Below are 24476 nucleotides of genomic sequence, written 5' to 3'. Positions count from 1 at the left end.
ATTTTTGATGAATGAGTAAAACACTTAATTCAGAAACCAAAGGATATAATAATTACGGCGCACACTTGCGTGAAAAATATAATGGCCAACGCGTTTATAAAGTCATTGTAGACGGAGGTTTTTCCTGTCCCAACCGAGACGGAAACAAAGGCTATGGCGGATGCACGTATTGCAATGTCAACTCTTTTACACCCGAAATTTCCAGAACTTCATTAACAATGCAATCGCAGTTGAAGGATGGAATGGAACGCGCCAAAAATCATTACAAAGCCGATAAATTCATTGTTTATTTTCAGCCGAATTCCAATACGTATGCAGCTGTTTCTATTTTAAAACCAATGTATGACCAAGCTTTGTCTATAAACACCGAAGATGTAGTTGGATTTTCAGTGGGAACACGACCAGATTGCATCGATGCCGAAAAAGTGGCCTTACTAGAAAGCTATTGCGATAGATTTGACGTGGATTTAGAAATGGGAATGGAATCGATTTATGATGAAACCTTAGAACAAATAAACCGGGGTTGCAGCCACGCCGAATTTGTCGCCACAGTAGAATTGTTAAAAGACAGCCCAATCGATTTGTGTGTCCACACCATTTTTGGTTTTCCTTGGGAAACGCGCGAAATGATGTTGAATTACATTCACGAAATCAACCGTTTTCCGCAAATAAAATTCGTAAAATTCCATCATTTGCATATTGTCGAAGGCTCGATTATGGGCGTCAAATACAAAAAAAATCCTTTCAAGCTTTTCACTTTGGAAGAATACACCGATTTGCTTTGTGAATTGATTCCGCAGTTGCGTCCCGATATTATCATCCAGCGTTTGTTTGGAATTTCGGATTGGGATTTGCTGATTGCGCCCAACTGGGGCTTGAAAAAAACCCAAATTCAAACCTATATCGAGAAAGAAATCGAACGCAGGGAAATTGTGCAGGGTTCACTATATATCGCTAAATATTTATAGTTCTAATAAACTTCCTCGAGGCAGAGCCCCAGAGATTTTAACGAAATTATAACCATAGATTCACAGATTTTCAAAAATCATTTTTAATCTGTGACATGAGCGATAGCGAACAGGTGAAGCAATCTGTGGCAAAAAAAGCCGAGCAGAGTTTCGAGGATTTAAACCTATAGAGATAAAAAAAAAGACCGCAAATTCGCAAATTAAACTTAGACATTACTCTAAAAATAATTTATGAATTTGCGGTCTTACTTTTGACATTAAAAGTCCCAATTTTCTAAGAATTAATCACCAAAACCTATTCCAACGCCTTTAGCTGTTTTAACTAAATCGCAAATTGGATCAACTAATTTTGGATTATCGATAGCGTCTTTGAATGGAACCGAGATTATATTTGGATGACGATAAGCTGCCATTTCACCAAATTTGCCCTCCAACACCATTTCGAAGGCTTTGACCCCAAACTGCGTAGCCAAAATTCTATCATAAGCAATTGGACTACCACCTCTTTGTAAATGTCCTAGAACGGTTTCACGCATATCCGGCTCAAAGCCCAAAGCTTTTAAATCATTAACTAATTTTCGGGCAACTCCACCCAATCGAAGATTTTCATAACCAATTTCATCACTTTTCTCGGATAACAGAGTTCCGCCTTTGGGCATAGCTCCTTCGGCAATAACTACAATGGCATTTCCTTTTCCTCGACTGTTGTATCGGCTTTGCAATTTTTTGGCAACAACCTCAATATCATAAGGGATTTCTGGAATCAGACATACTTCTGCTCCACCTGCAATGGCAGCATTCAAGGCAATCCAACCCGCATTTCTTCCCATAACTTCGAGAACCAAAACACGATTGTGACTTGCTGCTGTAGTAACTAATTTATCTACAGCTTCGGTTGCAGTGTGAACTGCAGTTTGAAATCCGAAAGTAAAATCGGTGGCCGATAAATCATTGTCAATGGTTTTTGGGACACCAATGATATTCAATCCTTTTTCAAAAAGTTGCTGTGAAATTCTTTGAGAGCCATCGCCTCCAATACTTATTACGGCTTCAACTCCTAAATGTTGTAATTTGCGAATCATTTCTTCTGAACGATCCACAGAACCCCAAGTTCCGTCTTGGTTTTTTATAGGCCAAGCAAAAGGGCCTCCTTTATTGGTTGTGCCAATGATAGTTCCTCCATCTACGTGAATACCCGCAACGGTTTTTTCATCTAATATCATTATTTCGGTTGGTTCACGAAGAATACCATCAAAGGATTGAATGCTTCCTATAACTTCCCAATCTGTTTCTTGTGCGGCTCTTTTTACAATTGCTCTAATAACGGCATTTAATCCGGGGCAATCTCCACCACCTGTGGCAACTAATACTCTTTTCATTCTATATTTTTAAATTAATTTTAATGTTTAAGTGCTAAATTCGAAGGTAAATGTATTAAAAAATAAAGCTCATAAAAATGATTTATATCAGGTCACAAGCATTAAAATTGTTAAATGTCTTTTTTAAACGAATTTGACTTAGAAATCAGAACAAATAATAAGACTAAACAATGAAAAGCTGATAAAATTCGTGACCAATTTCTAACGCAATACCAACAACTATTCCTCGTCCTAAATATGCGTTTTCGAATAATTTTATCAACGAAAATGATTGAGTTATTGAGATTTGGTTTTATGGATACATTAAAAACTATTAATTTAGCAATCAAATACCATTCAATCAAACGAAAAATATCAAATCGACACTATGATTACTATTAAAAGAACAACTTCTGACGATTCAAATTTTCAAGAATTGGTAAAATTATTGGACCTTGAATTACAGGAACGCGACGGCGAAGAACATTTGTTTTATGCGACTTTAAACAAAACCAACACCTTAAACTATGTGATTGTGGGGTATGACCAAGACGAACCTATTGGTTGTGGCGCGCTAAGAGCCTTTTCAGAAGACACTATGGAAGTAAAACGAATGTTCGTGCCGCTACACAAACGCGGACAAGGAATTGCCTCCACAATTTTGACAGCTTTAGAAATTTGGTGCAAGGAACTAGGCATCAAAAAATGCGTTTTAGAAACTGGCAAAAACCAACCCGAAGCCATTGCTCTTTATAAAAAGAATCAGTACCACATAATTACAAATTTTGGGAAATATGAAGGGGTGGAAAATAGTGTTTGTTTTGAGAAGGAGTTGTAAGTTGTGTTTTGTTTATTTTGGTATATTTGGGAGAGAAAAAAGCTAGTAACAACTTCAGCAAATATTTGAAATATGTCCGTAATTTTAACTTTTCTACCTTTCTTTTTTATTCCTTATTTAATGGCACACCTATTTAAAGGCGATTATTCACACAGAGGACTAACTTATGTTTTTACCATAATAGCTGCATTGATTTATTCCATATTATTTGATTGGATAAATTCCTATTTTCAAGCAGAAAGCAATAAAATAAAATGCCATTTTCCCTTAGTTATTTTTCCAATTTTTTTCTCACCAATTATTATTTTTCTACAGTATTACTTCAACAAAATTATCCTTTGGGATGATAATGAAATTGATTAAAAACCAATATAAAAAAGCTAAATTATTTGTCAAAACAATATCTAACTATAGACAAACTACAAAAAAGCCCTCTCGATAATTATTCAAGAGGGCTTTTCATTTATCATAAAAACAAATAAAATCCGTTTTTATCCGTCAAAATCCGTGTCATCTGTGGCCTAAAACCTAAATCTTTACTCTTCTTCCTCGTTAGCGTGCGTTTTCGAATAGCCCCTCCATTTTTCAATACAATCCTGAAAATCTTGTGGCAATTCGGTATCAAAACGCATATATTCACTAGTTGTAGGATGAATAAATCCCAGTGTTTTAGCATGCAAAGCTTGACGTGGCAAAGCCTTGAAACAATTTTCTATAAATTGTTTGTATTTGGTAAACGTAGTTCCTTTCAAAATTAGATGACCGCCATATCGTTCGTCGTTAAAAATAGGATGTCCAATGTGTTTCATATGCACCCGAATTTGGTGTGTTCTTCCCGTTTCAAGATTACAAGAAACCAAAGTCACATAACCAAAACGTTCCAACACTTTGTAATGTGTCACGGCAGGTTTCCCAATTTCGGGATCCGCAAAAACCGACATTTGCATACGGTCTTTTACGTGTCGGGCAATGTTGCCTTCAATTGTTCCTTCATCGGCAACGACATTTCCCCAAACTAGCGCAAGGTATTCTCTTTCGGTAGTTTTGGCTTCAAATTGCTTGGCGAGATGTGTCATTGCTGCTTCGGTTTTGGCAATCACCAAAAGTCCCGAAGTGTCTTTGTCAATTCGATGCACCAATCCGGGACGTTCGCTGCTGTTCATTGGCAAATTCTCAAAATGAAAAGCCAAAGCATTCACCAAAGTGCCTGTATAATTGCCGTGACCGGGATGAACCACAAAATTAGGCGGTTTATTCACAAGTAAAAGCGCATCGTCTTCATAAACAATATCAAGCGGAATATCTTCTGGATCAACTCTGTTTTCAAACGGTGGATGCGACAACATAATGCGTATTACGTCCAAAGGTTTTACTTTATAATTCGATTTTACGGGAATATCATTCACATAAATATCACCGCCTGTGGCAGCATTCTGAATTTTATTTCGGGTTGCATTCGGAATCATATTCATCAAATATTTGTCGATTCTCAAGAGCAATTGCCCTTTGGGAACGTCAAATCTATAATGTTCGAATAATTCGTCTTCTAAATCTTCTGTAGGTTCAATATTATTGTTCATTTACTGGTATTTCGGCATTTGGTGTGGCGGTACTATCCACTTCTTCTACATAACTTTCCTTGCCATCGCCTAAAACCAAATCAATTTTAGATGCTTTCAAAACGCGGTCGCCTGCTTTTACGTTTCTTCCTTTGAAACGCATTTCGAGTACCATATCTTTTCCAAGATTCGGAATATACGTAATCGTTCCTTCTTCAAGACCCAAAGCCTTCAATGTTGGTAAGGCTTCACGATAGGTTTTATCAATCAAATCAGGAATCCGAACAGACGAAAAACCCGAAGCATTGATTTTTATATATACTTTTCTACCTTCTTTTACTTTCGCTCCCGGCAACGGATCTTGCTCCACCACGCTGTATTTTGGAAAATCACTATTGTAATCCACACTGTCCAAAAGCACATAGTCCAAATCCAACTCGTCTAGTTTTTGTTCCACTTGCTCCTCGGTCAATTTGGCTAAATTGGGTACTGTGATTTCGTGACCGTGATCGGTGGTAAAAGTCAACCAATGCATAAACAAATAGGTTAAAACAGCAAGAATCACAAGAGCGACTGCTACTTGTCCGAAAAACACGCGACTGCTAAGATATTTACCTAAACTCATAAATTTATTTTTATAAGTCACAAAGATAAACCTATTTCGTTTGAAAAAAAATTCTAATTTTGTTTAATGATATTTTGGTGTCATCCTGAGCGCAGTCAAAGGAAGGAGCTATTTCCCGCTATCCGTTGTAATCTTTCGTGCCGAACACCGGCACAAAAGGATTTCCACTACTATCTGGGCTAGGACATCCCCTTAACATCAACAATTATTTTACAAAAAATCTAGAACCCAAGACCTCAAAATATGAAAAACATTGCCATCATAATGGGCGGATATTCAAGTGAATACAAAATATCCTTAATCAGCGGAAACGTTGTCTATCAATTTCTTGACAAAACAAAATACAACGGATTTCGAATCCATATTTTCAAGGAAAAATGGGTGTATGTTGACGACAAAGATGTTGAATTCCCTATCGATAAAAACGATTTTTCGACTACTGTTAATGGAACAAAAATCACTTTCGACTGTGTTTTCAATGCTATTCACGGAACTCCGGGCGAAGACGGTTTGATGCAAGCCTATTTCGAATTAATAGGAATGCCCCAATCTTCCTGCGATTATTACCAATCCGCATTGACATTCAACAAACGTGATATGCTTTCGGTCTTAAAACCGTACGGAATTAAAACCGCGATTTCATATTATTTAAACAAAGGGGAACACATTGATACTGCCGAAATCGCTAAAAAGGTTGGTTTACCTTGTTTTGTGAAACCCAACAAATCGGGTTCTAGTTTTGGAATTTCAAAAGTAAAATCCGAAGCCGAATTGCCAATCGCTATCGAAGTAGCTTACCAAGAAGACAACGAAATCATCATCGAAAGTTTCTTGGACGGCACCGAAGTTTCTGTTGGAGTTATTAATTATCAAGGAGAAATAATCGTTTTACCCATAACCGAAATAGTTTCAGAGAATGATTTCTTCGATTATGAGGCCAAATACCAAGGAAAATCACAGGAAATTACGCCTGCCAGAATCTCCGAAGAAATGACTCAAAAAGTAAGTGAAGTGGCGAAACGTGCCTACGAAGTTTTGAAAATGAAAGGTTTCTCGAGAAGTGAATTCATTTTTGTGGATGGCGAACCTTATATGCTCGAAATGAACACCATTCCAGGTCTCACCACTGAAAGTTTGATTCCACAACAAGCCAAAGCTGCAGGAATTTCATTAGAGGATTTGTTTAGCAATGCTATTGAATTGGCATTAGCTTAATTTTTTCGCCACAGATTCACTGATTTTTTCGGATTAATTTGTAAAAAAATCTGTGAATCTGTGGCAAAAAAGAACTAGCCTTACTAGGAATTAAAAATTAAAACTATGAACAAAAACAGACTCGAAGCCTTTAGCGACGGCGTTTTAGCCATTATTATCACCATAATGATTTTGGAAATAAAAGTCCCCGAAGACAATAGTTTCGAATCTTTGAAACCGCTAATTCCTGTCGTTTTGAGTTTTGTTTTGAGTTTTGTTTATGTTGGGATTTATTGGAACAACCATCATCAAATGTTTCAAGTGGTCAAAAAAGTGAGTGGTTCTATTTTGTGGAGCAATCTCTTTTTACTTTTTTGGTTGTCACTGATTCCTTTTGCTACTAGTTGGATAGGTTCACAAAATTTTGCAGCAGTTCCAATGTGTGTTTATGGATATTTATTGCTGATGTGTGCTATTTCTTATACGTTACTTCAAAATAAAATTATAAAACTCGAAGACAAAGATTCTACCTTATACAAAGCGGTTGAAAATGATAAAAAAGGTAAAATATCGTTAGCGTGTTATATTTCAGCAATTCCATTAGCATTTGTTTCGCCTTGGATTTCTGGATTACTTTACATTGCAGTTGCTCTGATTTGGGTGATTCCAGATTCGAGAATTGAAAAACAAATAAATAAAAATTAAAATGAGAAAAGCCATTTTTCCGGGATCGTTTGACCCGATTACCTTAGGTCACGAAGATATTATCAGAAGAGGAATTACTCTATTTGACGAAATTGTAATTGCCATTGGCGTCAATGCCGAGAAAAAATATATGTTTTCACTCGAGGAAAGAAAACAATTCCTCGAAGAAACATTCAAAAACGAACCCAAAGTTTCCATCATCACTTATGAGGGTTTGACCATTGACTTATGCAAAAAAATAAATGCCAATTTTATTCTTCGTGGTTTACGAAACCCAGCCGATTTTGAGTTTGAAAAAGCCATTGCCCACACTAATAGAAGGATGTCAAAAATTGAAACCGTGTTTTTATTAACCGCAGCAAAAACTTCTTATATCAGCTCCAGTATAGTGAGAGACGTAATCCGTAATGGAGGCGAATATGAATTATTGGTTCCTGTTGCGGTGAGAGTAAAAAAATAGTATTCCATATAAATTTGGAAAAAAACTTTTTTTAGCCCTACTTTCGCAAAAAATTGACAATACTAGATATGGAAAGAACATTAAATAAACGTAGTGGATCTCAATGTGAACTTTGTACAGCAACAGAAAACCTAAAAGTATACCAAGTTTTACCAACAAAAAAGGCAGGGGCAGACGAAAGTATTTTGGCTTGTACCACTTGCATTGACCAAATTGAAAATCCAGGAAATGAAGACCAAAATCATTGGCGTTGTTTAAACGAAAGTATGTGGAGCGAACATATTCCGGTACAAGTAGTTTCGTGGCGAATGTTGAGCCGTTTACGCAATAATGAATTGTTAGAACAAATGTATCTTGACGAAGACACTTTAGCTTGGGCCCAAGCCACTGGCGAAGGTGAAGAAGACGAAAACAAAGTCATCCACAGAGACAGTAATGGAGTGATTCTTTCTACAGGAGATTCAGTAGTTTTAATCAAAGATTTAAAAGTAAAAGGTTCGAGTATGGTGGCCAAACAAGGAACTGCCGTAAGAAACATTAGACTAGACCACGAAAACGCCGAATATATTGAAGGTCGTGTTGATGGTCAAACTATAGTGATTATCACTCAATATGTTAAGAAAATTTAGTTAGAAGTGGTCAGAAAAAAGAGTGATCTGTAATTGCCATAAATTAAAAAAATCGTTATCATTACAAATTGTACTGCTAACGATTTTTTTTGAACTACTCTATTTCACTGCTCACTCAAAACTGAACACTGAACACTGAACACTATTCTTCTTCTTTCTTAATCACTTTTCTGGCAACTTCAATTTTGAATTTCTTGCCTTTCATTTTTTCGTCCTTGATATTGTGAAGCAAGTCTTTTACTTTATTGAATTTTACGGCAGCAAACGAAATAAAATCCTTCACTTCGATTAATCCCAAGTCGCCTTTCTCTAATTTTCCTTTTTGGGAAAAGAAGCCAACGACATCAATTTTGTTTAATTTATTTTTCTTTCCACCGCTGATGTAGATAGTTTGAAATTCGGGTGGTTTTGGTAAAGTGGTTGAATTTTCTACTTTCAAAACTTCCATTCCATAATCGATATAATCTAGTTTTTTCTCGCTATCGTTTACAATTACATAAGCCGTTCCAGAAGCTTGCATACGAGCAGTTCTACCGTTTCGATGCGTAAATTCATCTTCCTTTAAAGGCAAATGATAATGGATAACGTGCTTCATTTCGGGAATATCGAGTCCACGTGCAGCTAAATCCGTGGTGATTAAATAGCTCACACTTCCGTTTCTGAATTGGATTAAAGCGCGTTCTCTTTCGTCCTGATCCATTCCACCGTGATAATAGGTGGCGTAAATTCCTTTTTCGTTTAAAGTATCACTAATACGTTCGGCAGCATCTCTGTGATTGCAAAACACGATTGCCGATTGCGATTTCAACGAACAAATCAGGTTGAACAAACTTCCCATTTTGTCTTTTTCCTTTGAAATGACCATTTTCGTGGTAAGATTACTGGTAGCTTCTTCATTTGGAATAAAATCCAAAATCGTAGGATTGATTACTCTTGTATATTTCGGAATCTCAATATCGGAAGTGGCCGAAACCAAAACGCGTTTGTTCAGTTTCGAAAGTTTTCCAATAATGAAAGACATTTGTTCGTGAAAACCCAACTGCAACGACTTGTCAAATTCGTCGAGAATCAGGGTTTCTATTTTGTCCAAACGAAAAGTACCTCTATCAATATGATCGGCGATTCGTCCTGGAGTTCCAATTAAAACCGCTGGTGGATTGCTTAAATTCTTGATTTCAGTTTCGATGGAATGTCCACCGTAGCAAACGTTTACTTTGTAATCGGTTCCCATTTTTTTCCAAACTTGCTCAATTTGAAGTCCTAATTCACGTGATGGAACCAGAATCAAACATTGTACAGAAAGTATTTCGGGTTTTAACATTTCGAAAATAGGCAACAAGAAAGCGAGTGTTTTTCCGGAACCTGTTGGCGAAAGCAGTAAAACATTATTGTCGCTCAAAATGGTTTCTTGGGCAGCAACCTGCATTTCGTTTAGGGTTGAAATACCTAAATTGAGTAGTATATTGTTGGAATGGTGTTTTTTATTCATTTTGCAAAGGTAGGGAAAAAGTTGGCAGATGGCAGATGGCAGTTTGCAGACAAAAAAAAACACAATTTCTTCAATTAAAAACTGAACACCGATCACCGATTACTGACCACTATTTTTCTTCTTCAAATAATAATTTTATATTTTCATATGATTTTTTTAAGACTTCAGGTATTTCATTTGGACTGAGCCAAACTGCTTTTTCGATCCCTTCTTCGATTTGTCCAATTGGAGTTCCTTCATAATCAGAAGTCATTTCGAACCAATGTGTGATTTTTAGTTTGTAAATGCCATTTCTCTTGAAAATGTGATACGTTTTTTGAATTTTTTTGGTGATTTTTAATTGACAAACGCCCGTTTCTTCTTCGACTTCGCGCATGGCTGTATCTTCTATTTCTTCCCCTTTTTCAGTTCCTCCTTTAGGCAAATCCCATTTCCCTCCTCTGTAAATGAACAAAACCTCCCCTTTTTTGTTGTAAACTAATCCTCCACCCGCTTTAGAAACTGGGATTTTGGATTTCAAAGTTTTCATAATTTCCTTTTCATCGGGATGATAGAGATAGGCTTTTTGAATTTTATTTTGAAAAATTTTGACGATAAGTTGTACTATATCAACACTTTCTAATAGGAATAGTTGAAAATTAGTCTCTTTGGAGATTTCATTTGTCAAAAAAAGTGGTTTGTCGTTCACAAAAACTTTATACATTTGTACTATGATATTTAATAAAGATACTGCCGAGAAAACTGCCGAATTGCTTTTGCAAATTAATGCAATTAAATTGAATCCAAGAAATCCTTTTACGTGGGCTTCGGGATGGCAATCACCTATTTATTGTGATAACCGTATAATACTCTCATTTCCAACTATAAGAAATTATGTTCGAGATGAATTTTCGAAAAGCATCGAAAAACAATTTGGAAAACCTGATGTAATAGCTGGCGTGGCCACAGGAGCAATTGGAATTGGCATGTTAGTTGCCGAAAGTTTAGGTTTGCCTTTTGTTTATGTTCGTCCAGAACCCAAAAAACACGGCAGGCAAAACCAAGTGGAAGGCTTTTTGCAAAAAGGACAAAATGTGGTCATTGTTGAAGATTTAATAAGCACTGGAAACAGTAGTTTGCTTGCTGTTGAGGCTTTGCGCGCTGCTGGTGCCAATGTAAAAGGAATGGCCGCCATTTTTACATATGGCTTTGATGTTGCCGAAGAAAACTTTAAAAACGCTAATGTCAGCTTGTTTACGTTGAGCAATTATCAAAATTTATTGAATCTAGCTGTTGCCAAAAGATACATTACCGAGCACGAAGAAGAAACTTTGAGAGAATGGAATTTGAGTCCATCAACATGGGGAGTTGTTGGAAGTGGTCAGTAGCTAGTGTTTAGCAGGAGTGATCAATCATCAGATAGATGTATGGATTGTGTGATTCGTAAATCGAAAATCATATAATTTACCACAACAAACCATAAACAATAAACAATAAACCATAAACAATAAACTACAAACTCTAAAAATAAACTGTAAATGAACTTAGAAAGCCCCAGAGTTACTGTCCAAAAATCAGCACAAGAATTATTTGATTTGTTAGGTGATGTACGAAATTTCGAAAAATTAATGCCTGATAATATTGCGAAATTTGAAGTTATTGGCGACGATGCTTTTATTTTTGGATTGAAAGGAATGCCCGAAATAAAATTAAAAATGAAAGAAAAAATTGCGCCAAATAAAATAGTTCTTGGTGCTGCAAGCGATAAATTACCTTTTACTTTAGAAGCCGATATAGTTTATGTTTCGGAGAATTCTTCTAATGTGCAATTGCTTTTTGAAGGCGAATTCAATGCGATGATGGCTATGATGATCAAAGGTCCAATTGGAAAATTCATCGAAACATTGGCAGGAAATATGAATAAGTTATAAAATTTTAAGCTTTATAAACAACAACCTTTTAGTGCAAACTGAAAGGTTTTTTTGTTTAAAAATCACTTAATATAATCCGTTGGGTGTAATTTAAAATGTTATTTTTTTTTAAACGCATAGAATCATAGATTTTATGAATTCTATCAAGGCGTTTCACTTTTTGATAGTGAAACATAGCTATGTGAAGCCATGAATTGGTCTATCTAATTCTTTTTTTTATGTTTCTATGCGTTTAATTTTATATTTTAATATTTCTATTAATGCACGCAATGGTTTAATACAACATCTGAATTTCTTTAATATCAAACTCGGGAACCGAATCGTCTTCTAAAAGAATTTGGAGTTTTCCGATGGAGGAAACGCCCTGAATAATTCCCATAAAATTTTGTTCGTTTCCGCCAGAAAAAGGCATTGGAATTCCTTTTTTGAAAAGTTTATTGGTATATTCTGACCATAACAAATCCGAATTTTGATTCCAAATCTGGATGTTTTTTTCCAACTTTTCGATAATCTTCAAGAGAATTTTTTCTTTGTCGAAAGTAGTATTACAAATCACTGCCAAAGAAGATGCTTTGGGCAAATTTTCGAAATTCATTTGATTAATATTCAATCCCAAGCCTACAATAGAATTAATAGTTCCGTCACTTTTTATACTGTTTTCAATCAGAATTCCACCTATTTTTTTATTGTATGACATAATGTCGTTAGGCCATTTGATACTTAATTCAGGAATATCAAAATCTTCTAACGTCTTAATTACCGAAAGTGAGATGGCAATATTAACATTAAATATTTGATTAATATCTGTAACAAAATCAGTAATCAAAACACTCATTATTAAGTTTTTACTGGGTTCAGAATTCCAAATCGCTCCCATTTGGCCTTTGCCTTTGGTTTGATTTTCAGCAGTAACTACGGTAAAATTTTCTAGAATTTGATTGCTAGATAAACCTTTTAGGAACTCATTTGTAGAATCTATGGCATCGAGTTTGATTAGTTGCATAGGAAGTTATTTGTGTAACAGAATTTAATATTATGTTAAGGTTCAAAAATAATCACAAAAAATGGTAACTTTACAAACTTATTTAAAAATAATTCATGGCAAAAAAGACAATAAATAATGATGTTCTATTGGCAAACATCATCAAAGGGATTGAAGAAGTAAAAGGAAATGATATCGATATTCTGGATTTAAGAGAAATAGACACCGCCGTTTGTGACTATTTTGTAGTCTGCAACGGAAATTCAAATACTCAGGTTAACGCAATTGTTAACTCCATTCAAAAAGTAGTTTCAAAAGAATTAAAAGACAAGCCCTGGCATGTTGAAGGATCTGACAATGCCGAATGGGTTCTGATGGATTATGTAAGCATTGTAGTTCACGTTTTCCAAAAGCACATTCGAGAATATTATAATATCGAAAGTCTTTGGGGTGATGCTAAAATCACCAAAATCGAAAATAAATACTAAAGAAATATACCTCTAATGGCAACAGATAATAAACCAAATTTAAATAAATTTAAAGTAAGTCCTTGGTTGGTTTACACCGCAATTTTATTAATTTTTTTGACGATAAGTTTTTTTACTGGTGGTTCAAGTTTTCAAGAACCAGTCAAGTTAGAACAGCCTGAATTCAATGCATTACTCGAAAAAGGAGAAATTGAAAAAATAATAATCTTCAATAAGAAGGATGCTGAAATATTTTTGACTGCTGCGGCTTTAAAACAAGCATCCAATAAAAAAGTATCCAAAAATGTTTTAGATCAACCCAACAAAGGGCCACATTATATATTAAATCTTGGTGATGTTCAAATTTTTGAAAAAAAATTAGAAATAGCTGTTGCAGAGAAAAAACTAAAAAATTATAATTTTCAAGAAAGCAGTAATTGGAGTGATATCATCATAAGTCTTTTACCAATCATCATCATCATTGGTGTATGGATTTTCATCATGCGAAGAATGTCTGGTGGTGCTGGTGGCGGTGGCGGACAGATTTTTAATATCGGCAAATCAAAAGCTAAACTTTTTGACGAAAAAACAGATATTAAAACTTCATTCAAAGATGTTGCTGGATTGGAAGGTGCAAAAGAAGAAATTCAAGAAATTGTTGAATTTCTTAAAAACCCCGAAAAATACACCAATCTGGGTGGAAAAATTCCAAAAGGAGCTTTGCTTGTAGGTCCCCCTGGAACAGGAAAGACCTTATTGGCAAAAGCCGTAGCAGGCGAAGCTCAAGTACCCTTTTTCTCCTTATCAGGTTCTGATTTTGTCGAAATGTTTGTTGGTGTTGGTGCATCAAGAGTTCGTGATTTATTCAAACAAGCCAAAGAAAAATCTCCAGCAATTATTTTTATTGATGAAATTGATGCTGTGGGAAGAGCAAGAGGAAAAAACAATATGTCAGGTGGTAATGACGAACGCGAGAATACATTAAACCAATTGCTAACCGAAATGGATGGTTTTGGCACCAATTCGAATGTAATTGTTTTAGCTGCAACCAATAGAGCCGATGTTTTAGACAAAGCCTTGATGCGTGCAGGTCGTTTTGACAGACAAATTTTTGTGGACTTACCAGACATTCGCGAGCGTGAAGAAATATTCAAAGTTCACCTTGCGCCATTGAAAAAAGTTGAAAATTTAGATACTGACTTTTTAGCCAAACAAACTCCTGGTTTTTCTGGAGCCGACATTGCTAATGTTTGTAACGAAGCTGCTTTGATAGCCGCTAGAAATAACAAAACTGCGGTTGACAAACAAGATTTCCTTGATGCTGTCGATAGGATTATTGGTGGATTAGAAAAGAAAAATAAAATCATCACTCCCGAAGAAAAGAAAGCTATTGCGATTCACGAAGCGGGTCACGCGACTGTAAGCTGGATGCTACAACATGCAGCACCACTTATCAAAGTAACTATTGTTCCTCGTGGACAAAGCCTTGGAGCAGCTTGGTATCTACCTGAGGAAAGACAAATCGTGAGAACAGATCAAATGCTGGACGAAATGTGTGCTACTATGGGCGGTAGAGCCGCTGAGAAAGTAACTTTCAACAGAATTTCGACAGGAGCTTTAAGCGATTTAGAAAAAGTAACGCGACAAGCTCGTGCTATGGTAACGATTTATGGTTTGAACGAAAAAATAGGAAATGTCACCTATTATGATTCAACTGGGCAAAGCGAATACAGTTTTTCAAAACCTTATTCAGAAGAAACTGCCAAAACTATTGATAAGGAAATCTCGATTTTAATAGAAAGTCAATACGAAAGAGCAATCAAAATATTAGAAGAAAATAAAGATAAATTAAATCAACTTGCAGATATTCTTATCGAAAAAGAAGTAATATTCAAAGATGACTTAGAAACCATTTTCGGGAAAAGAACATTTGACGACAATCTGGCAGGGGAAGTGTCTTAATAGTCTAAAACATATATTATTTTAAAATCTTAATTCAAAAGTGACTTTTGAATTAAGATTTTTTTATCTTTGAACGTTTTCAAATAATTTATCAAGTAGTATAGAAAAAATATGAGTCTTTTTAGAAAATTTTTTGGTTCTAATAATCCAGCTTCAGAGGAAGAAAAAGATAAGGAAAATAGCCCGTTCTCCCTTGAAAATGACGCTCCTTTAGATGAACAGTTCATATATAATTTCAAGAAAAACGGCGGAAAATTTTTGTATTGCGAAAATGAAACTGAAGTAAAAGATCATTTCGAAAATATCCTCGAAGAAAATGATTGGTTCGAAGGCGAAGCTTTGTGTTATGAGCCTGATCTCTTTGGCATTCTAGAAGAGAATAAAATCACACATCATAAAACATCTAACCCTTCATTTCTTTTGGCAAATTGTGAAAACCTCATTGCTGACGAAGGATCTATTCTGTTTTCTTCAAAACAAATTAAACAACACAAACCAAACGAACTTCCAACCAACATCATCATTATAGCAACTACCAGTCAGATCATTGAAACTAAAAGTGACGGATTGAGTGTTATAAAAAAGAAATATGTCAAAGATTATCCAACAAATATAACCACCATCAAATATTTTAAAAAAGCAGTTGATGAAGATTTTACACAATACGGAAGTTCCGCAAAAAATCTATATTTATTGCTTTTAGAAGATTTATAAGATGAATGAAACACTCAAGAGAACTATATCTGGTGCTATTTATGTGATTTTATTACTGACTTCGATACTGTTTTCGACTGAAAGTTTTTTTATACTATTTGGGATATTTTTAATAATTGCAATTTATGAATTTTGCAATTTAATTCAAAATCATAAAACACCTTCGATTCTATTTGGAATTGTGCTCTATACAGCTGTTACCCTTCTCAGTAACTATAATAAAATCACTACCGAAACTATCAATAGGACATTCAAAACTAATTTTAATCTAGCTATAAACACAAAACAATTAGACCTGATTTTATTAGTCATAGCCCTCGTTGTTTCCATAAAATGTATTCTATTTTTATTTTTTGATAAATTTCAAAAAATAAACATCTCTTCAAAATACTTGTATTTATTAGGGTATATTATTTTACCTTTTATATTCATCACAAAAATATCTTTTGGAGTCAATGATTACAATCCTAAAATTATAATTGGATTGTTTATCTTAGTTTGGACAAATGATACTTTTGCATTTATTGTGGGGAAATCCATTGGGAAGAATAAATTATACGAAAAAATTTCACCCAAAAAAACCATCGAAGGATTTATTGGCGGAATTGTTTTTGCCATAATAGCAGGATATTTAATATCAAAATATTATATAAACGCGAGTCCACAATTTAGCGAAAAATCAATTATGATTTGGGTCTCTATTGCTTTAATTACAGGTGTTTTCGGAACAATTGGCGATTTAATTGAATCTAAATTCAAACGCATTGCTGGTGTAAAAGACAGCGGAATCATAATGCCTGGCCACGGAGGCATTCTAGATCGTCTAGATAGTGTTATATTTGTAGCACCAATTATATTTTTATTTTATCAAATTTTATACTATGTTTCATAAAGAGGGCGCACAATCGATATTAATAGGCACAGTGATTACGGCTATTGTACTTTTATTATCCGACAAATTCATTGATACCAATTGGATTAAAATGACCATTCAAATAACTACTTTGTTGTTATTGATTATCATTTTGCAGTTTTTCAGAAATCCAAAACGTAATTTCATCTTAGATGAAAACCAAATCCTGTCTCCCGTAGATGGAAAAGTTGTTGTCATTGAAGAAGTGTATGAAGGCGAATATTTCAAAGAAAAACGCATTCAGGTTTCGATATTCATGTCGCCAATAAATGTTCATGTAACACGTTATGGACTTAGCGGTCTTGTGAAATTTAGTAAATATCATCCGGGGAAATTCTTGGTCGCTTGGCATCCAAAAGCGAGTGAAGAAAACGAAAGAACCACGATTGTTATCGAAAATAAAACATTTGGCGAAGTGTTGTATCGACAAATTGCAGGAGCTTTGGCCAGAAGAATTGTCAATTATGCCAAAGAAGGAATGCAAGTGGTACAAGGTGAAGATGCTGGTTTCATAAAATTTGGTTCCAGAGTCGATATCTTTTTACCTATTGGAACGCCAATTAATGTAGTACTCAACCAAAAAGCAATTGGAGGAAAAACGATTATTGCAACAAAAGTGAATGAATAATAAAGATTTAGATACTCGGTTTTTAGAAGCAGTTGAAATTGCTTCGAATATGACTCAGGCATCGCTACCTCAAGATGTTCAACTAAGACTTTATGCGTTTTACAAACAGGCAACTTACGGAACATTAAGTTACAATCATTCGGAAAGTTATGATTTAAGAAATGCTTTCAAAACTAATGCTTGGATTCAAGTAAGCCACATTTCGATTGAAGAAGCAAAAGAACAATACATAGAAATTATAAATTCCTTATTATAATAACTTGAATATGAAAAAGACAAACTTACTTCTAACCAATTTATTACTCCTTACTCTTTTAATTTCCTGTAACAATAAAAAATACACCGAAGTAGTCGAAGTGCCATTACCAACAGCAGAAGAAAAGGTAATCATGGGAATGCCCGAGGATGTAAAAGCTGATGAAGGTTCTTTTCAACTCGAAAAATTACCGTATTCTTATGATGCTTTGGCACCAAATATTTCTATTTTAACGATGGAAAACCATTATTCCAAACATTATTTGACCTATACCAATAATTTGAATAAAGCGATTGTGGGAACTCCATTAGAGAATCTAACCATCGAAGAAGTATTGGCCAAATTAGATCCAAGCGTTCTTGACATTAAGAATAATGCTGGCGGATATTACAACCATTCCTTGTATTTTAAAAGTATGGGGCCAAAAGCTGGTGGACAACCACAAGATACTTTGGCTGCAGCCATTACCAAAAAGTTTGGTTCTTTCGAGGAATTTACTACTACATTCAAAGACGAAGCTACAAAACAATTTGGTTCCGGTTGGGTTTGGCTCATTGTGGATAGATCTGGAAATCTTCAAGTTACAAGCACCCAAAACCAAGATAATCCTTTGATGCGAAATGCTACAGTTCCCGGCAAACCAATTCTGGCCTTAGACCTTTGGGAACACGCTTTCTACCTAGATTACCAATACAAAAGAAAAAATTATGTCGATGCTTTTTTCAATGTAATCAATTGGAAAAAAGTAGGAGAGAATTATGAAGAGGCTTTGAAGAAGAAGTAAACAATAAAAAAAGCTGAAGCAAAATTAATTTTACTTCAGCTTTTATTTTGGAAACACTATATTTCAGATAATTAGTAAACAATATTACTTAACACCACAACACCCATAGGCGCTATCGTCAATTTTTTCATTGCTTTTTTAGTAAAAACCTCTTTGTAATTTCCTTTTTTAAGAATCGGGTTTACAAAAAGAACTGCTTTATCACTTCGGTTAATAATCACAATCACTTCCTCGCTGCCTAATTTTCGACTAAAAGCATAAGTCTTTTCGGCATCATTGGTTTCAATCGTGGTGTAGCTTCCCAATTTTATCGCTTTGTATTGATTGCGCAAACCAATAAATTTCTTGTACCAATTGAATAAATCCGTATTGAACTCCACTTTATCCCCTTCGTGTTGGCTTTGGTCGGGATTAAAGGTTTCTGCTTTGTGTTTTTGGTCTGCCCAAACCATGGGTTTACGACAATCGGGGTCGTTACTGCCCCACATTCCAGCTTCGTCACCATAATAAATCATTGGCGAACCTAAATATAAGAGTTGAAAGGCTGCAATTAGTTTTTGCTTTTCCAATTGTTTGGCAGTAGGTTTCCGAGCATTATAATTTTTATTATTACTCTTCTGACTCCAGTTAAAATAATCGCCCCAATCGCCAAATTTCTTCCCATCAGGATTGGCTACTGCACTACCTATTCGGGTGGCATCGTGACTATCAACCAAATTCTGCATATTCATGGCAACACCTTCGCCAAATCCTTCACGCAATTCTTTCAATTTTGAATCAAATTGGGTAACTGAACTTCCTTTTAAATCCTGAACAAAAAAATCGTGCACTAAGAAAGAAAAATTATAATTCATCGTGGCGTCAAATTCGTCTCTGCTTAAATACGGTTTGGTTTTTTCAATGGGATCAACCAATTCAGCAGTAAGATAAGCTTCAGGATTAATAGATTTCACCAATTTTCGCCAATCTTTCCAAAAAGGATGGGCAATACAATAGGCTACATCCAAACGCCAACCATCAATTCCATATTGAGTTCCTTTATTCATTGGATTCATCCAACGTTTTGTGGCATTAAAAATATATTGTTTGGGTCCAGAAACAATTCCATTGCTATCCTCTTTAAACTCTGGCAAGGTTTTTACCCCAAACCAACCTTGGTATTCAAACTTGGTGCCTTTAGCTTTATCTTCCCAACTGTCAACCATAAACCAATCTTTATAGGCTGATTTTTCTTGCTTTTCGGCAACATCGCGAAAAGCAAAACTGTTTACTCCCAAGTGATTGAAAACACCATCAAATATGATAAACATTTTTCGTTTGTGAACCTCATCAATCAGTTTAAGTGCCAGTAAATCTGCTTTTGTCCAAACCCATTTTTCAGGATTTAAGGGATCTTCATTCAATATCATTTTTTTATCTCCTTCTGGATCTGGGCCAAATGTAGGATCAACATGATGATAACACAAAGCATCGTATTTATGAGAAGATGGCGCCCAAAAAATAGGGTTCATATAAATGGCATTGACACCCAAAGATTGCAAATAATCCAATTTATCGATAACGCCTTGCAAATCTCCACCATAGCGTCGGCGTTGAATATTATAATAAACATCTTTACGGTTTTTCTGTTCGTAAGGTTGCAGTTCATACCAATCGCTAGTCCAAGAATGTATTTGAAAATCGGAAGTACTATCAAATGGATAAGCTCCATCTTGATCGATCACTTTTGGATCGTTGGAAGGGTCTCCATTATAAAATCTGTCGGGGAATATTTGATACCAAACAACACCTTTACTCCAATTTGGAGTAAAATCATTTTGAGCAAATAAAGGCAAGAATGCTAAAAATAGCAAACTAATTGTTACTGTTTTTTTCATTGAAAAAAGAGGATTATGAAAACTTTAAAAGTTTACAATTGAAAAATAAACGATTCCGAAGGGCCAATACTGATTTGGGCTTTTCCTTCACCGTTTTCAACTCGCAATTGTGTAGTTTTTTTATGATACAATTGATCTATTATCGTGTAAGTTCCATCTTTCAGGTTCCATTTTTGAATAATATCCGCTGGAATTCGTAGGTCGAAATTACTGGAAGCTAGTGAATAAAAATTAGTCACAACTATCAGTTTTTGAGTATCAGACCAACGAGTATAAGCATAAATTGCTATGTCGTAACCTGGAGTACTATTGCGATTGGCAGTTTGTATTTCCTGAAAATTCCCCATCAAAGCTGAACTGTTGATAGAAAAATTCAATAATCTTTTATAGAAATCACGTAAATCCTTTTCGCTCTGTGAAAGTTGCCCACCATCAAATTTTCCTCCATTCATCCAGCGTTGGTGATTTGGAACTCCAATATAATCAAAAATAGAAGTTCGGGAATGCGTTCCAAAACCAGCGTTTTCATTTCCAGCTTCTCCCACTTCCTGACCAAAATAAATCATTGTTGGTGCAGTACTTATCGTTGCCGAAACTACCATTAGTGGTTTTCCTTTTTCTGGTGTTCCTGCAAATTCAGGACTTGCCAAACGTTGTTCGTCGTGATTGTCTAAGAAATGCAACATATGATGTTCAATATCTGCCATGCGATGTTGAATATCCGAAAGTCCGTCAGGCCAAGTTTTTCCTTGAATTACGGCTTTCAAATGGTCGTATGTTTCGACTTTATCATACAAATAATCCATTTTCCCGAGACGAATATAATTGCGATACTCATTTGGATTATACACTTCTGCCATCAAAAAAGCATCTGGATTATTCACTTTTATCGCCGAATTCATATAACTCCAAAATTCAACTGGTACCATTTCGGCCATATCATAACGGAAACCATCCACGCCTTTAGCAGTCCAATACAAAGCAATATCACGAAATTTGATCCAAGAATTCGGTACGCTTTTATCTTTCCAAAAATCGAAATGTTCTTGATAGGACTTGGTATCAAAACCTGCAGGAAGTTCTGGAAAGTCTTTCGAACCATCAGGGCGAATTCCATAATTGACTTTCACGGTTTCGTACCAATCGTTCTTATCTGGTTTTGCCAATCTTGAACCATTTCCAGTCCATTTCGCTGGAAATTCATTGAATTTGCCATCAATAAGTGGATTAGTTTCCCCGTTCAAAGGTTTGCCCGCATCAGGAATTTCGAAACGGGTATTCGGAATATAATAAAAGTTATTGTCACGTTTGTATTCCAAAGAAATATCATCATCGGCACCAAAATCACGAACGCCTATTGGATTTGTTTTTCCCTCATATTTTCGAGCAATATGATTGGGAACAATATCAATAATCACCTTCATTCCCGCTTTGTGAGTTCGGGCAATCAAAGCTTCAAATTCTTGCAAACGATTGGCTGGATTGACAGCAAGATCTGGGTTTACATTATAATAATCTTTCACAGCATACGGCGAACCAGCACGACCTTTTACCACTTCGGGATCATCGTTCGAAATACCAATCGAAGTATAATCACGAACCAAAGCATGATGCGGAACTCCAGTGTACCAAATAGAGGTAACACCCAAATCCTTAATTTCTTTCAAGGCTTTATCGGTAAAATCATTGAACTTCCCTACTCCATTTTCCTCGATAGTTCCCCAAGGTTTATTGGTCGTATTTTGGTTTCCAAACAATCGGGTAAAAACCTGATAAACAACTTCTTTCTTTTCAGGTGCGGTTTCTTTATTTACTGTATCCATTTGTATCGCTGTAGTTTTACAGGCTGCTGCCAAAAGTAGTGTGCTTATACTTGCAACAATAGTTATTTTTTTTATCATAGTAAATTATTTTTCCTGATTTTTAATGCTAATTACGAAATCTAATCCAAATGGATTAACAACTTCTAAAAATACTGTTTTTTTGGCATCAATTTGAGAATTATTCAAAAACTATTGGTTAGAATTGGAACTACAACGAAACAGTATTGCTTTTTGTTGATAATTTTTTGTCAAAATCGAATACCAATCCAAACGCATGATTATTTATAAATAAATCATAATATAGATTAGGGTTGTTTCCTTTTTCTTAAATTTGGCAAAAAATAAATCCATTGAAGAAAGTATTCTTTTTCATAAGTTGTTGCTTGGTAGTATTAAGTTTCCAAAACCTTTTGGCACAGGCTCCAAAAAAAATTATTGTCGAACATTCCGATTATTTTGATGTCAACCAAGTCGAAGCTCCAGATGCTGCTTTACTTACTGGCAATGTGCGCGTCAATCACGATGGCATCATTATGACTTGCAACAAAGCCTATTATTTTCAAAATGAAAATTACATCAAAGCTTTTGGAGACGTACAATTGGTTCAAGGCGACACCTTATTTTTAAACAGTAAATATGCCGAATATAATGGCAATATGAGAAAAGCTTTTGCCACAGGAAATGCCAAAATGCGTTCACCAGAATCTACTCTTGTAACGGACACCATCAACTTTGACCGAAACACCCAAGAAGTTTTTTACAATACCAACGGAACTATTACCAATAGAGATAATACACTAAAAAGCAAGGCGGGAAAATATTATGTTGCAGAAAAAAAGTTCCAATTCCTGACGGCTGTTACCATCACAAATCCTAAATATGTCATCAAGTCCAATCATTTGGATTATTACAGCAATTCGGGGCATTCCTACCTTTTTGGACCATCAACCATTACCAGTAAAACCAATTTTATTTATACCGAAAATGGATTTTATGATACCAAAAAAAATCTAGCCCATTTTCTTCGAAAGTCCTACATCAAATACGATGACCGAATCATTACTGGCGATAGTCTGTATTATGATCGAAATCGGGAATTTGCATCGGCAACTCGAAATGTAAAAATCACCGACTCGATCAATCGCGGTATTATCAAAGGGCATTATGCTGAATTGTACAAAAATCAAGACTCGATGTTTGTGACCAAAAGAGCCGTTGCAATTAACTTAGTCGAAAACGATTCGGTTTATATTCACGGAAAAAAAATGATGGTTACTGGACCTGAAGGCAACCGAATTATTCGCGCTTTCAAAAACGTTCGTTTCTATAAAATTGATATGAGTGGAAAATGCGATTCCTTGCATTCCAATTCGAAAACAGCTTTGACAAAATTGATAGGAAATCCAATTCTTTGGAACGGAGAAAGCCAAATTACAGGCGATTTGATGCACCTTATCGGAAATAATACCACTAAGAAATTAGACTCACTCAAAGTGCTCAACAATACTTTTCTGATCTCGAAAGACACGCTCGGAACAGGTTTTAACCAAGTCAAAGGACAAAATCTGTACGGGAAATTTCTGGATGGAAAACTCCACGATGTCGATATTATAAAAAATACCGAGGTTATTTATTATATGCGAAATGATGCCCAGGAACTCATTGGCATTAACAAAAATGTGAGTAGCAAAATCAATATTATTTTTGATAAAAACGCAATAGAAGACATTACTTTTTTCAAGCAAGTCGATGGTACGATTTTTCCCGAAAAAGAATTATTAGAACCCGACAGAAAACTACGTGGAATGGTCTGGCGTGGTGATGAAAGAATAAAATCGAAAGACGATCTTTTTCCACCCGAAGAAAATAGTGATAATGACAAACTAGTCCAGCAGGGTAAAGACGAAGAAGCCAAAGAGAATGTCCCTATGAAAGTTCGGAAAGAAACCTTGAATTACGATAAGAAGAAGAAAAAGAAGTAGGTTGCAGATTTCAGATTGCAGATTTCAGATTGCAGGTAGCCGTTTTACAGAAATAATATGCCCTTTATTTGTCATTCCGACGAAGGAGGAATCCCAACAAACGAGAGCAATTGATGAGAATGAAAGTTTCGTCATAACAATTAAAGAAGTGGAATGGACTTGTTATAAAAAAGGAAATTATGAAATTAAAGACAATATTCTCACTTTAAAAAAAGACAATCTAATACAAGAAACAGACAGTCTTTTTACCTATAAATACAAAACAGACTCGAAAAAAAAGGTATTAATTCCTCTTGAAAAAGGTTTTAATACCATAACAATCAAATTATCAAATAAAACTCCGTGAACTTTGC

At 35.2% G+C, this 24476-nt stretch carries 26 protein-coding genes; 18 read left to right on the top strand and 8 right to left on the bottom strand.

Going from position 1 to position 24476, the window contains the following annotated elements:
* The first annotated feature begins 11 nt into the window (after positions 1–11).
* The gene (locus FNW17_RS05350) at positions 12–968 is read left to right on the top strand and encodes a TIGR01212 family radical SAM protein (protein WP_143389963.1); all 957 of its coding nucleotides are present in this window, start codon (positions 12–14) and stop codon (positions 966–968) included.
* Positions 969–1249: 281 nt separating this feature from the next.
* Here FNW17_RS05350 and FNW17_RS05345 read toward each other — a convergent pair whose 3' ends face one another.
* Entirely contained in the window at positions 1250–2347 is a 1098-nt protein-coding gene (locus tag FNW17_RS05345) for a 6-phosphofructokinase (RefSeq protein WP_143389964.1), read from the bottom strand.
* 367 nt (positions 2348–2714) lie between these two features.
* Here FNW17_RS05345 and FNW17_RS05340 point away from each other — a divergent pair, with 367 nt between their 5' ends.
* Together FNW17_RS05340 and FNW17_RS05335 are read left to right on the top strand one after the other, a co-directional pair.
* Entirely contained in the window at positions 2715–3164 is a 450-nt protein-coding gene (locus FNW17_RS05340) for a GNAT family N-acetyltransferase (protein ID WP_185965265.1), read from the top strand.
* Between the two features lie 72 nt (positions 3165–3236).
* Complete coding sequence (locus FNW17_RS05335) at positions 3237–3527, top strand: hypothetical protein (RefSeq protein ID WP_144071067.1); 291 nt, start codon at positions 3237–3239, stop codon at positions 3525–3527.
* 173 nt (positions 3528–3700) lie between these two features.
* Here the strand turns inward: FNW17_RS05335 and FNW17_RS05330 are convergent, their stop codons facing one another.
* Together FNW17_RS05330 and FNW17_RS05325 are read right to left on the bottom strand one after the other, a co-directional pair.
* Positions 3701–4744 carry an RluA family pseudouridine synthase gene (locus tag FNW17_RS05330; RefSeq protein WP_143389966.1) on the bottom strand — a complete coding sequence of 348 codons (1044 nt, stop codon included), beginning with the start codon at positions 4742–4744 and terminating at the stop codon, positions 3701–3703.
* A complete protein-coding gene (locus FNW17_RS05325) occupies positions 4734–5348 on the bottom strand; it encodes a PASTA domain-containing protein (protein ID WP_143389967.1) in 615 nt (204 codons plus the stop codon). The genes FNW17_RS05330 and FNW17_RS05325 overlap by 11 nt, the downstream gene beginning before the upstream one ends.
* A 243-nt stretch (positions 5349–5591) precedes the next feature.
* On the opposite strand from FNW17_RS05325, the gene FNW17_RS05320 reads away from it, so the two are divergent.
* From FNW17_RS05320 to FNW17_RS05305, 4 genes are all read left to right on the top strand, one after another.
* Positions 5592–6563 carry a D-alanine--D-alanine ligase gene (locus FNW17_RS05320; RefSeq protein ID WP_143389968.1) on the top strand — a complete coding sequence of 324 codons (972 nt, stop codon included), beginning with the start codon at positions 5592–5594 and terminating at the stop codon, positions 6561–6563.
* 105 nt (positions 6564–6668) lie between these two features.
* On the top strand, positions 6669–7247 hold the full coding sequence (locus FNW17_RS05315; RefSeq protein WP_143389969.1) for a TMEM175 family protein: 579 nt from the start codon (positions 6669–6671) through the stop codon (positions 7245–7247).
* Between the two features lies 1 nt (position 7248).
* Positions 7249–7707, top strand: a complete 459-nt coding sequence (gene coaD / locus FNW17_RS05310) for a pantetheine-phosphate adenylyltransferase (RefSeq protein WP_143389970.1) — start codon at positions 7249–7251, stop codon at positions 7705–7707.
* Between the two features lie 68 nt (positions 7708–7775).
* Positions 7776–8336 carry a PhnA domain-containing protein gene (locus FNW17_RS05305; RefSeq protein WP_144071066.1) on the top strand — a complete coding sequence of 187 codons (561 nt, stop codon included), beginning with the start codon at positions 7776–7778 and terminating at the stop codon, positions 8334–8336.
* 142 nt (positions 8337–8478) lie between these two features.
* On the opposite strand, the gene FNW17_RS05300 is transcribed toward FNW17_RS05305, so the two are convergent.
* Together FNW17_RS05300 and FNW17_RS05295 are read right to left on the bottom strand one after the other, a co-directional pair.
* The gene (locus tag FNW17_RS05300) at positions 8479–9825 is read right to left on the bottom strand and encodes a DEAD/DEAH box helicase (protein ID WP_143389972.1); all 1347 of its coding nucleotides are present in this window, start codon (positions 9823–9825) and stop codon (positions 8479–8481) included.
* Between the two features lie 109 nt (positions 9826–9934).
* Positions 9935–10528: an NUDIX hydrolase gene (locus tag FNW17_RS05295; protein ID WP_143389973.1), complete on the bottom strand. Its 594-nt coding sequence runs from the start codon at positions 10526–10528 to the stop codon at positions 9935–9937.
* 7 nt (positions 10529–10535) lie between these two features.
* Between FNW17_RS05295 and pyrE the strand changes: the two genes are divergently transcribed.
* Both pyrE and FNW17_RS05285 read left to right on the top strand, forming a co-directional pair.
* The gene (pyrE, locus tag FNW17_RS05290; protein ID WP_144071065.1) at positions 10536–11192 is read left to right on the top strand and encodes an orotate phosphoribosyltransferase; all 657 of its coding nucleotides are present in this window, start codon (positions 10536–10538) and stop codon (positions 11190–11192) included.
* Positions 11193–11342: 150 nt separating this feature from the next.
* Entirely contained in the window at positions 11343–11735 is a 393-nt protein-coding gene (locus FNW17_RS05285) for an SRPBCC family protein (protein WP_143389975.1), read from the top strand.
* Positions 11736–12009: 274 nt separating this feature from the next.
* Here the strand turns inward: FNW17_RS05285 and FNW17_RS05280 are convergent, their stop codons facing one another.
* A complete protein-coding gene (locus FNW17_RS05280; protein WP_144071064.1) occupies positions 12010–12738 on the bottom strand; it encodes a biotin--[acetyl-CoA-carboxylase] ligase in 729 nt (242 codons plus the stop codon).
* A gap of 95 nt (positions 12739–12833) precedes the next feature.
* Between FNW17_RS05280 and rsfS the strand changes: the two genes are divergently transcribed.
* The 7 genes from rsfS (at position 12834) to FNW17_RS05245 (ending at position 18441) form a co-directional block, all read left to right on the top strand.
* A complete protein-coding gene (gene rsfS / locus FNW17_RS05275) occupies positions 12834–13205 on the top strand; it encodes a ribosome silencing factor (protein WP_143389977.1) in 372 nt (123 codons plus the stop codon).
* A 15-nt stretch (positions 13206–13220) separates the two neighbouring features.
* Positions 13221–15146 (top strand): ATP-dependent zinc metalloprotease FtsH, encoded by a 1926-nt coding sequence (gene ftsH / locus FNW17_RS05270; RefSeq protein WP_143389978.1) that lies wholly within the window; start codon positions 13221–13223, stop codon positions 15144–15146.
* 111 nt (positions 15147–15257) lie between these two features.
* Positions 15258–15860, top strand: coding sequence for a lactate utilization protein B/C (locus FNW17_RS05265; RefSeq protein WP_143389979.1), 603 nt, complete (start codon positions 15258–15260; stop codon positions 15858–15860).
* A 1-nt stretch (position 15861) separates the two neighbouring features.
* Positions 15862–16752 carry a phosphatidate cytidylyltransferase gene (locus FNW17_RS05260; RefSeq protein WP_143389980.1) on the top strand — a complete coding sequence of 297 codons (891 nt, stop codon included), beginning with the start codon at positions 15862–15864 and terminating at the stop codon, positions 16750–16752.
* Positions 16742–17401 (top strand): phosphatidylserine decarboxylase family protein, encoded by a 660-nt coding sequence (locus FNW17_RS05255; protein WP_143389981.1) that lies wholly within the window; start codon positions 16742–16744, stop codon positions 17399–17401. The genes FNW17_RS05260 and FNW17_RS05255 overlap by 11 nt, the downstream gene beginning before the upstream one ends.
* Positions 17394–17657: an acyl-CoA-binding protein gene (locus FNW17_RS05250; RefSeq protein WP_143389982.1), complete on the top strand. Its 264-nt coding sequence runs from the start codon at positions 17394–17396 to the stop codon at positions 17655–17657. The genes FNW17_RS05255 and FNW17_RS05250 overlap by 8 nt, the downstream gene beginning before the upstream one ends.
* A 10-nt stretch (positions 17658–17667) precedes the next feature.
* Positions 17668–18441 carry a superoxide dismutase gene (locus FNW17_RS05245; RefSeq protein ID WP_143389983.1) on the top strand — a complete coding sequence of 258 codons (774 nt, stop codon included), beginning with the start codon at positions 17668–17670 and terminating at the stop codon, positions 18439–18441.
* A gap of 71 nt (positions 18442–18512) precedes the next feature.
* On the opposite strand, the gene FNW17_RS05240 is transcribed toward FNW17_RS05245, so the two are convergent.
* Together FNW17_RS05240 and FNW17_RS05235 are read right to left on the bottom strand one after the other, a co-directional pair.
* Entirely contained in the window at positions 18513–20318 is a 1806-nt protein-coding gene (locus FNW17_RS05240; RefSeq protein WP_144071063.1) for a glycoside hydrolase family 13 protein, read from the bottom strand.
* A 32-nt stretch (positions 20319–20350) separates the two neighbouring features.
* On the bottom strand, positions 20351–22219 hold the full coding sequence (locus FNW17_RS05235; RefSeq protein ID WP_144071062.1) for an alpha-amylase family protein: 1869 nt from the start codon (positions 22217–22219) through the stop codon (positions 20351–20353).
* 272 nt (positions 22220–22491) lie between these two features.
* On the opposite strand from FNW17_RS05235, the gene FNW17_RS05230 reads away from it, so the two are divergent.
* Complete coding sequence (locus FNW17_RS05230) at positions 22492–24123, top strand: OstA-like protein (RefSeq protein WP_143389986.1); 1632 nt, start codon at positions 22492–22494, stop codon at positions 24121–24123.
* 1 nt (position 24124) lies between these two features.
* Positions 24125–24469: a hypothetical protein gene (locus FNW17_RS05225; RefSeq protein WP_144071061.1), complete on the top strand. Its 345-nt coding sequence runs from the start codon at positions 24125–24127 to the stop codon at positions 24467–24469.
* Positions 24470–24476: the final 7 nt, after the last annotated feature.

Source organism: Flavobacterium franklandianum (assembly GCF_007097365.1).
Lineage (GTDB): Bacteria > Bacteroidota > Bacteroidia > Flavobacteriales > Flavobacteriaceae > Flavobacterium > Flavobacterium franklandianum.
The sequence above is the reverse complement of the archived record's forward strand: the minus strand, read 5'-3'. Positions and strand labels throughout refer to the sequence as shown.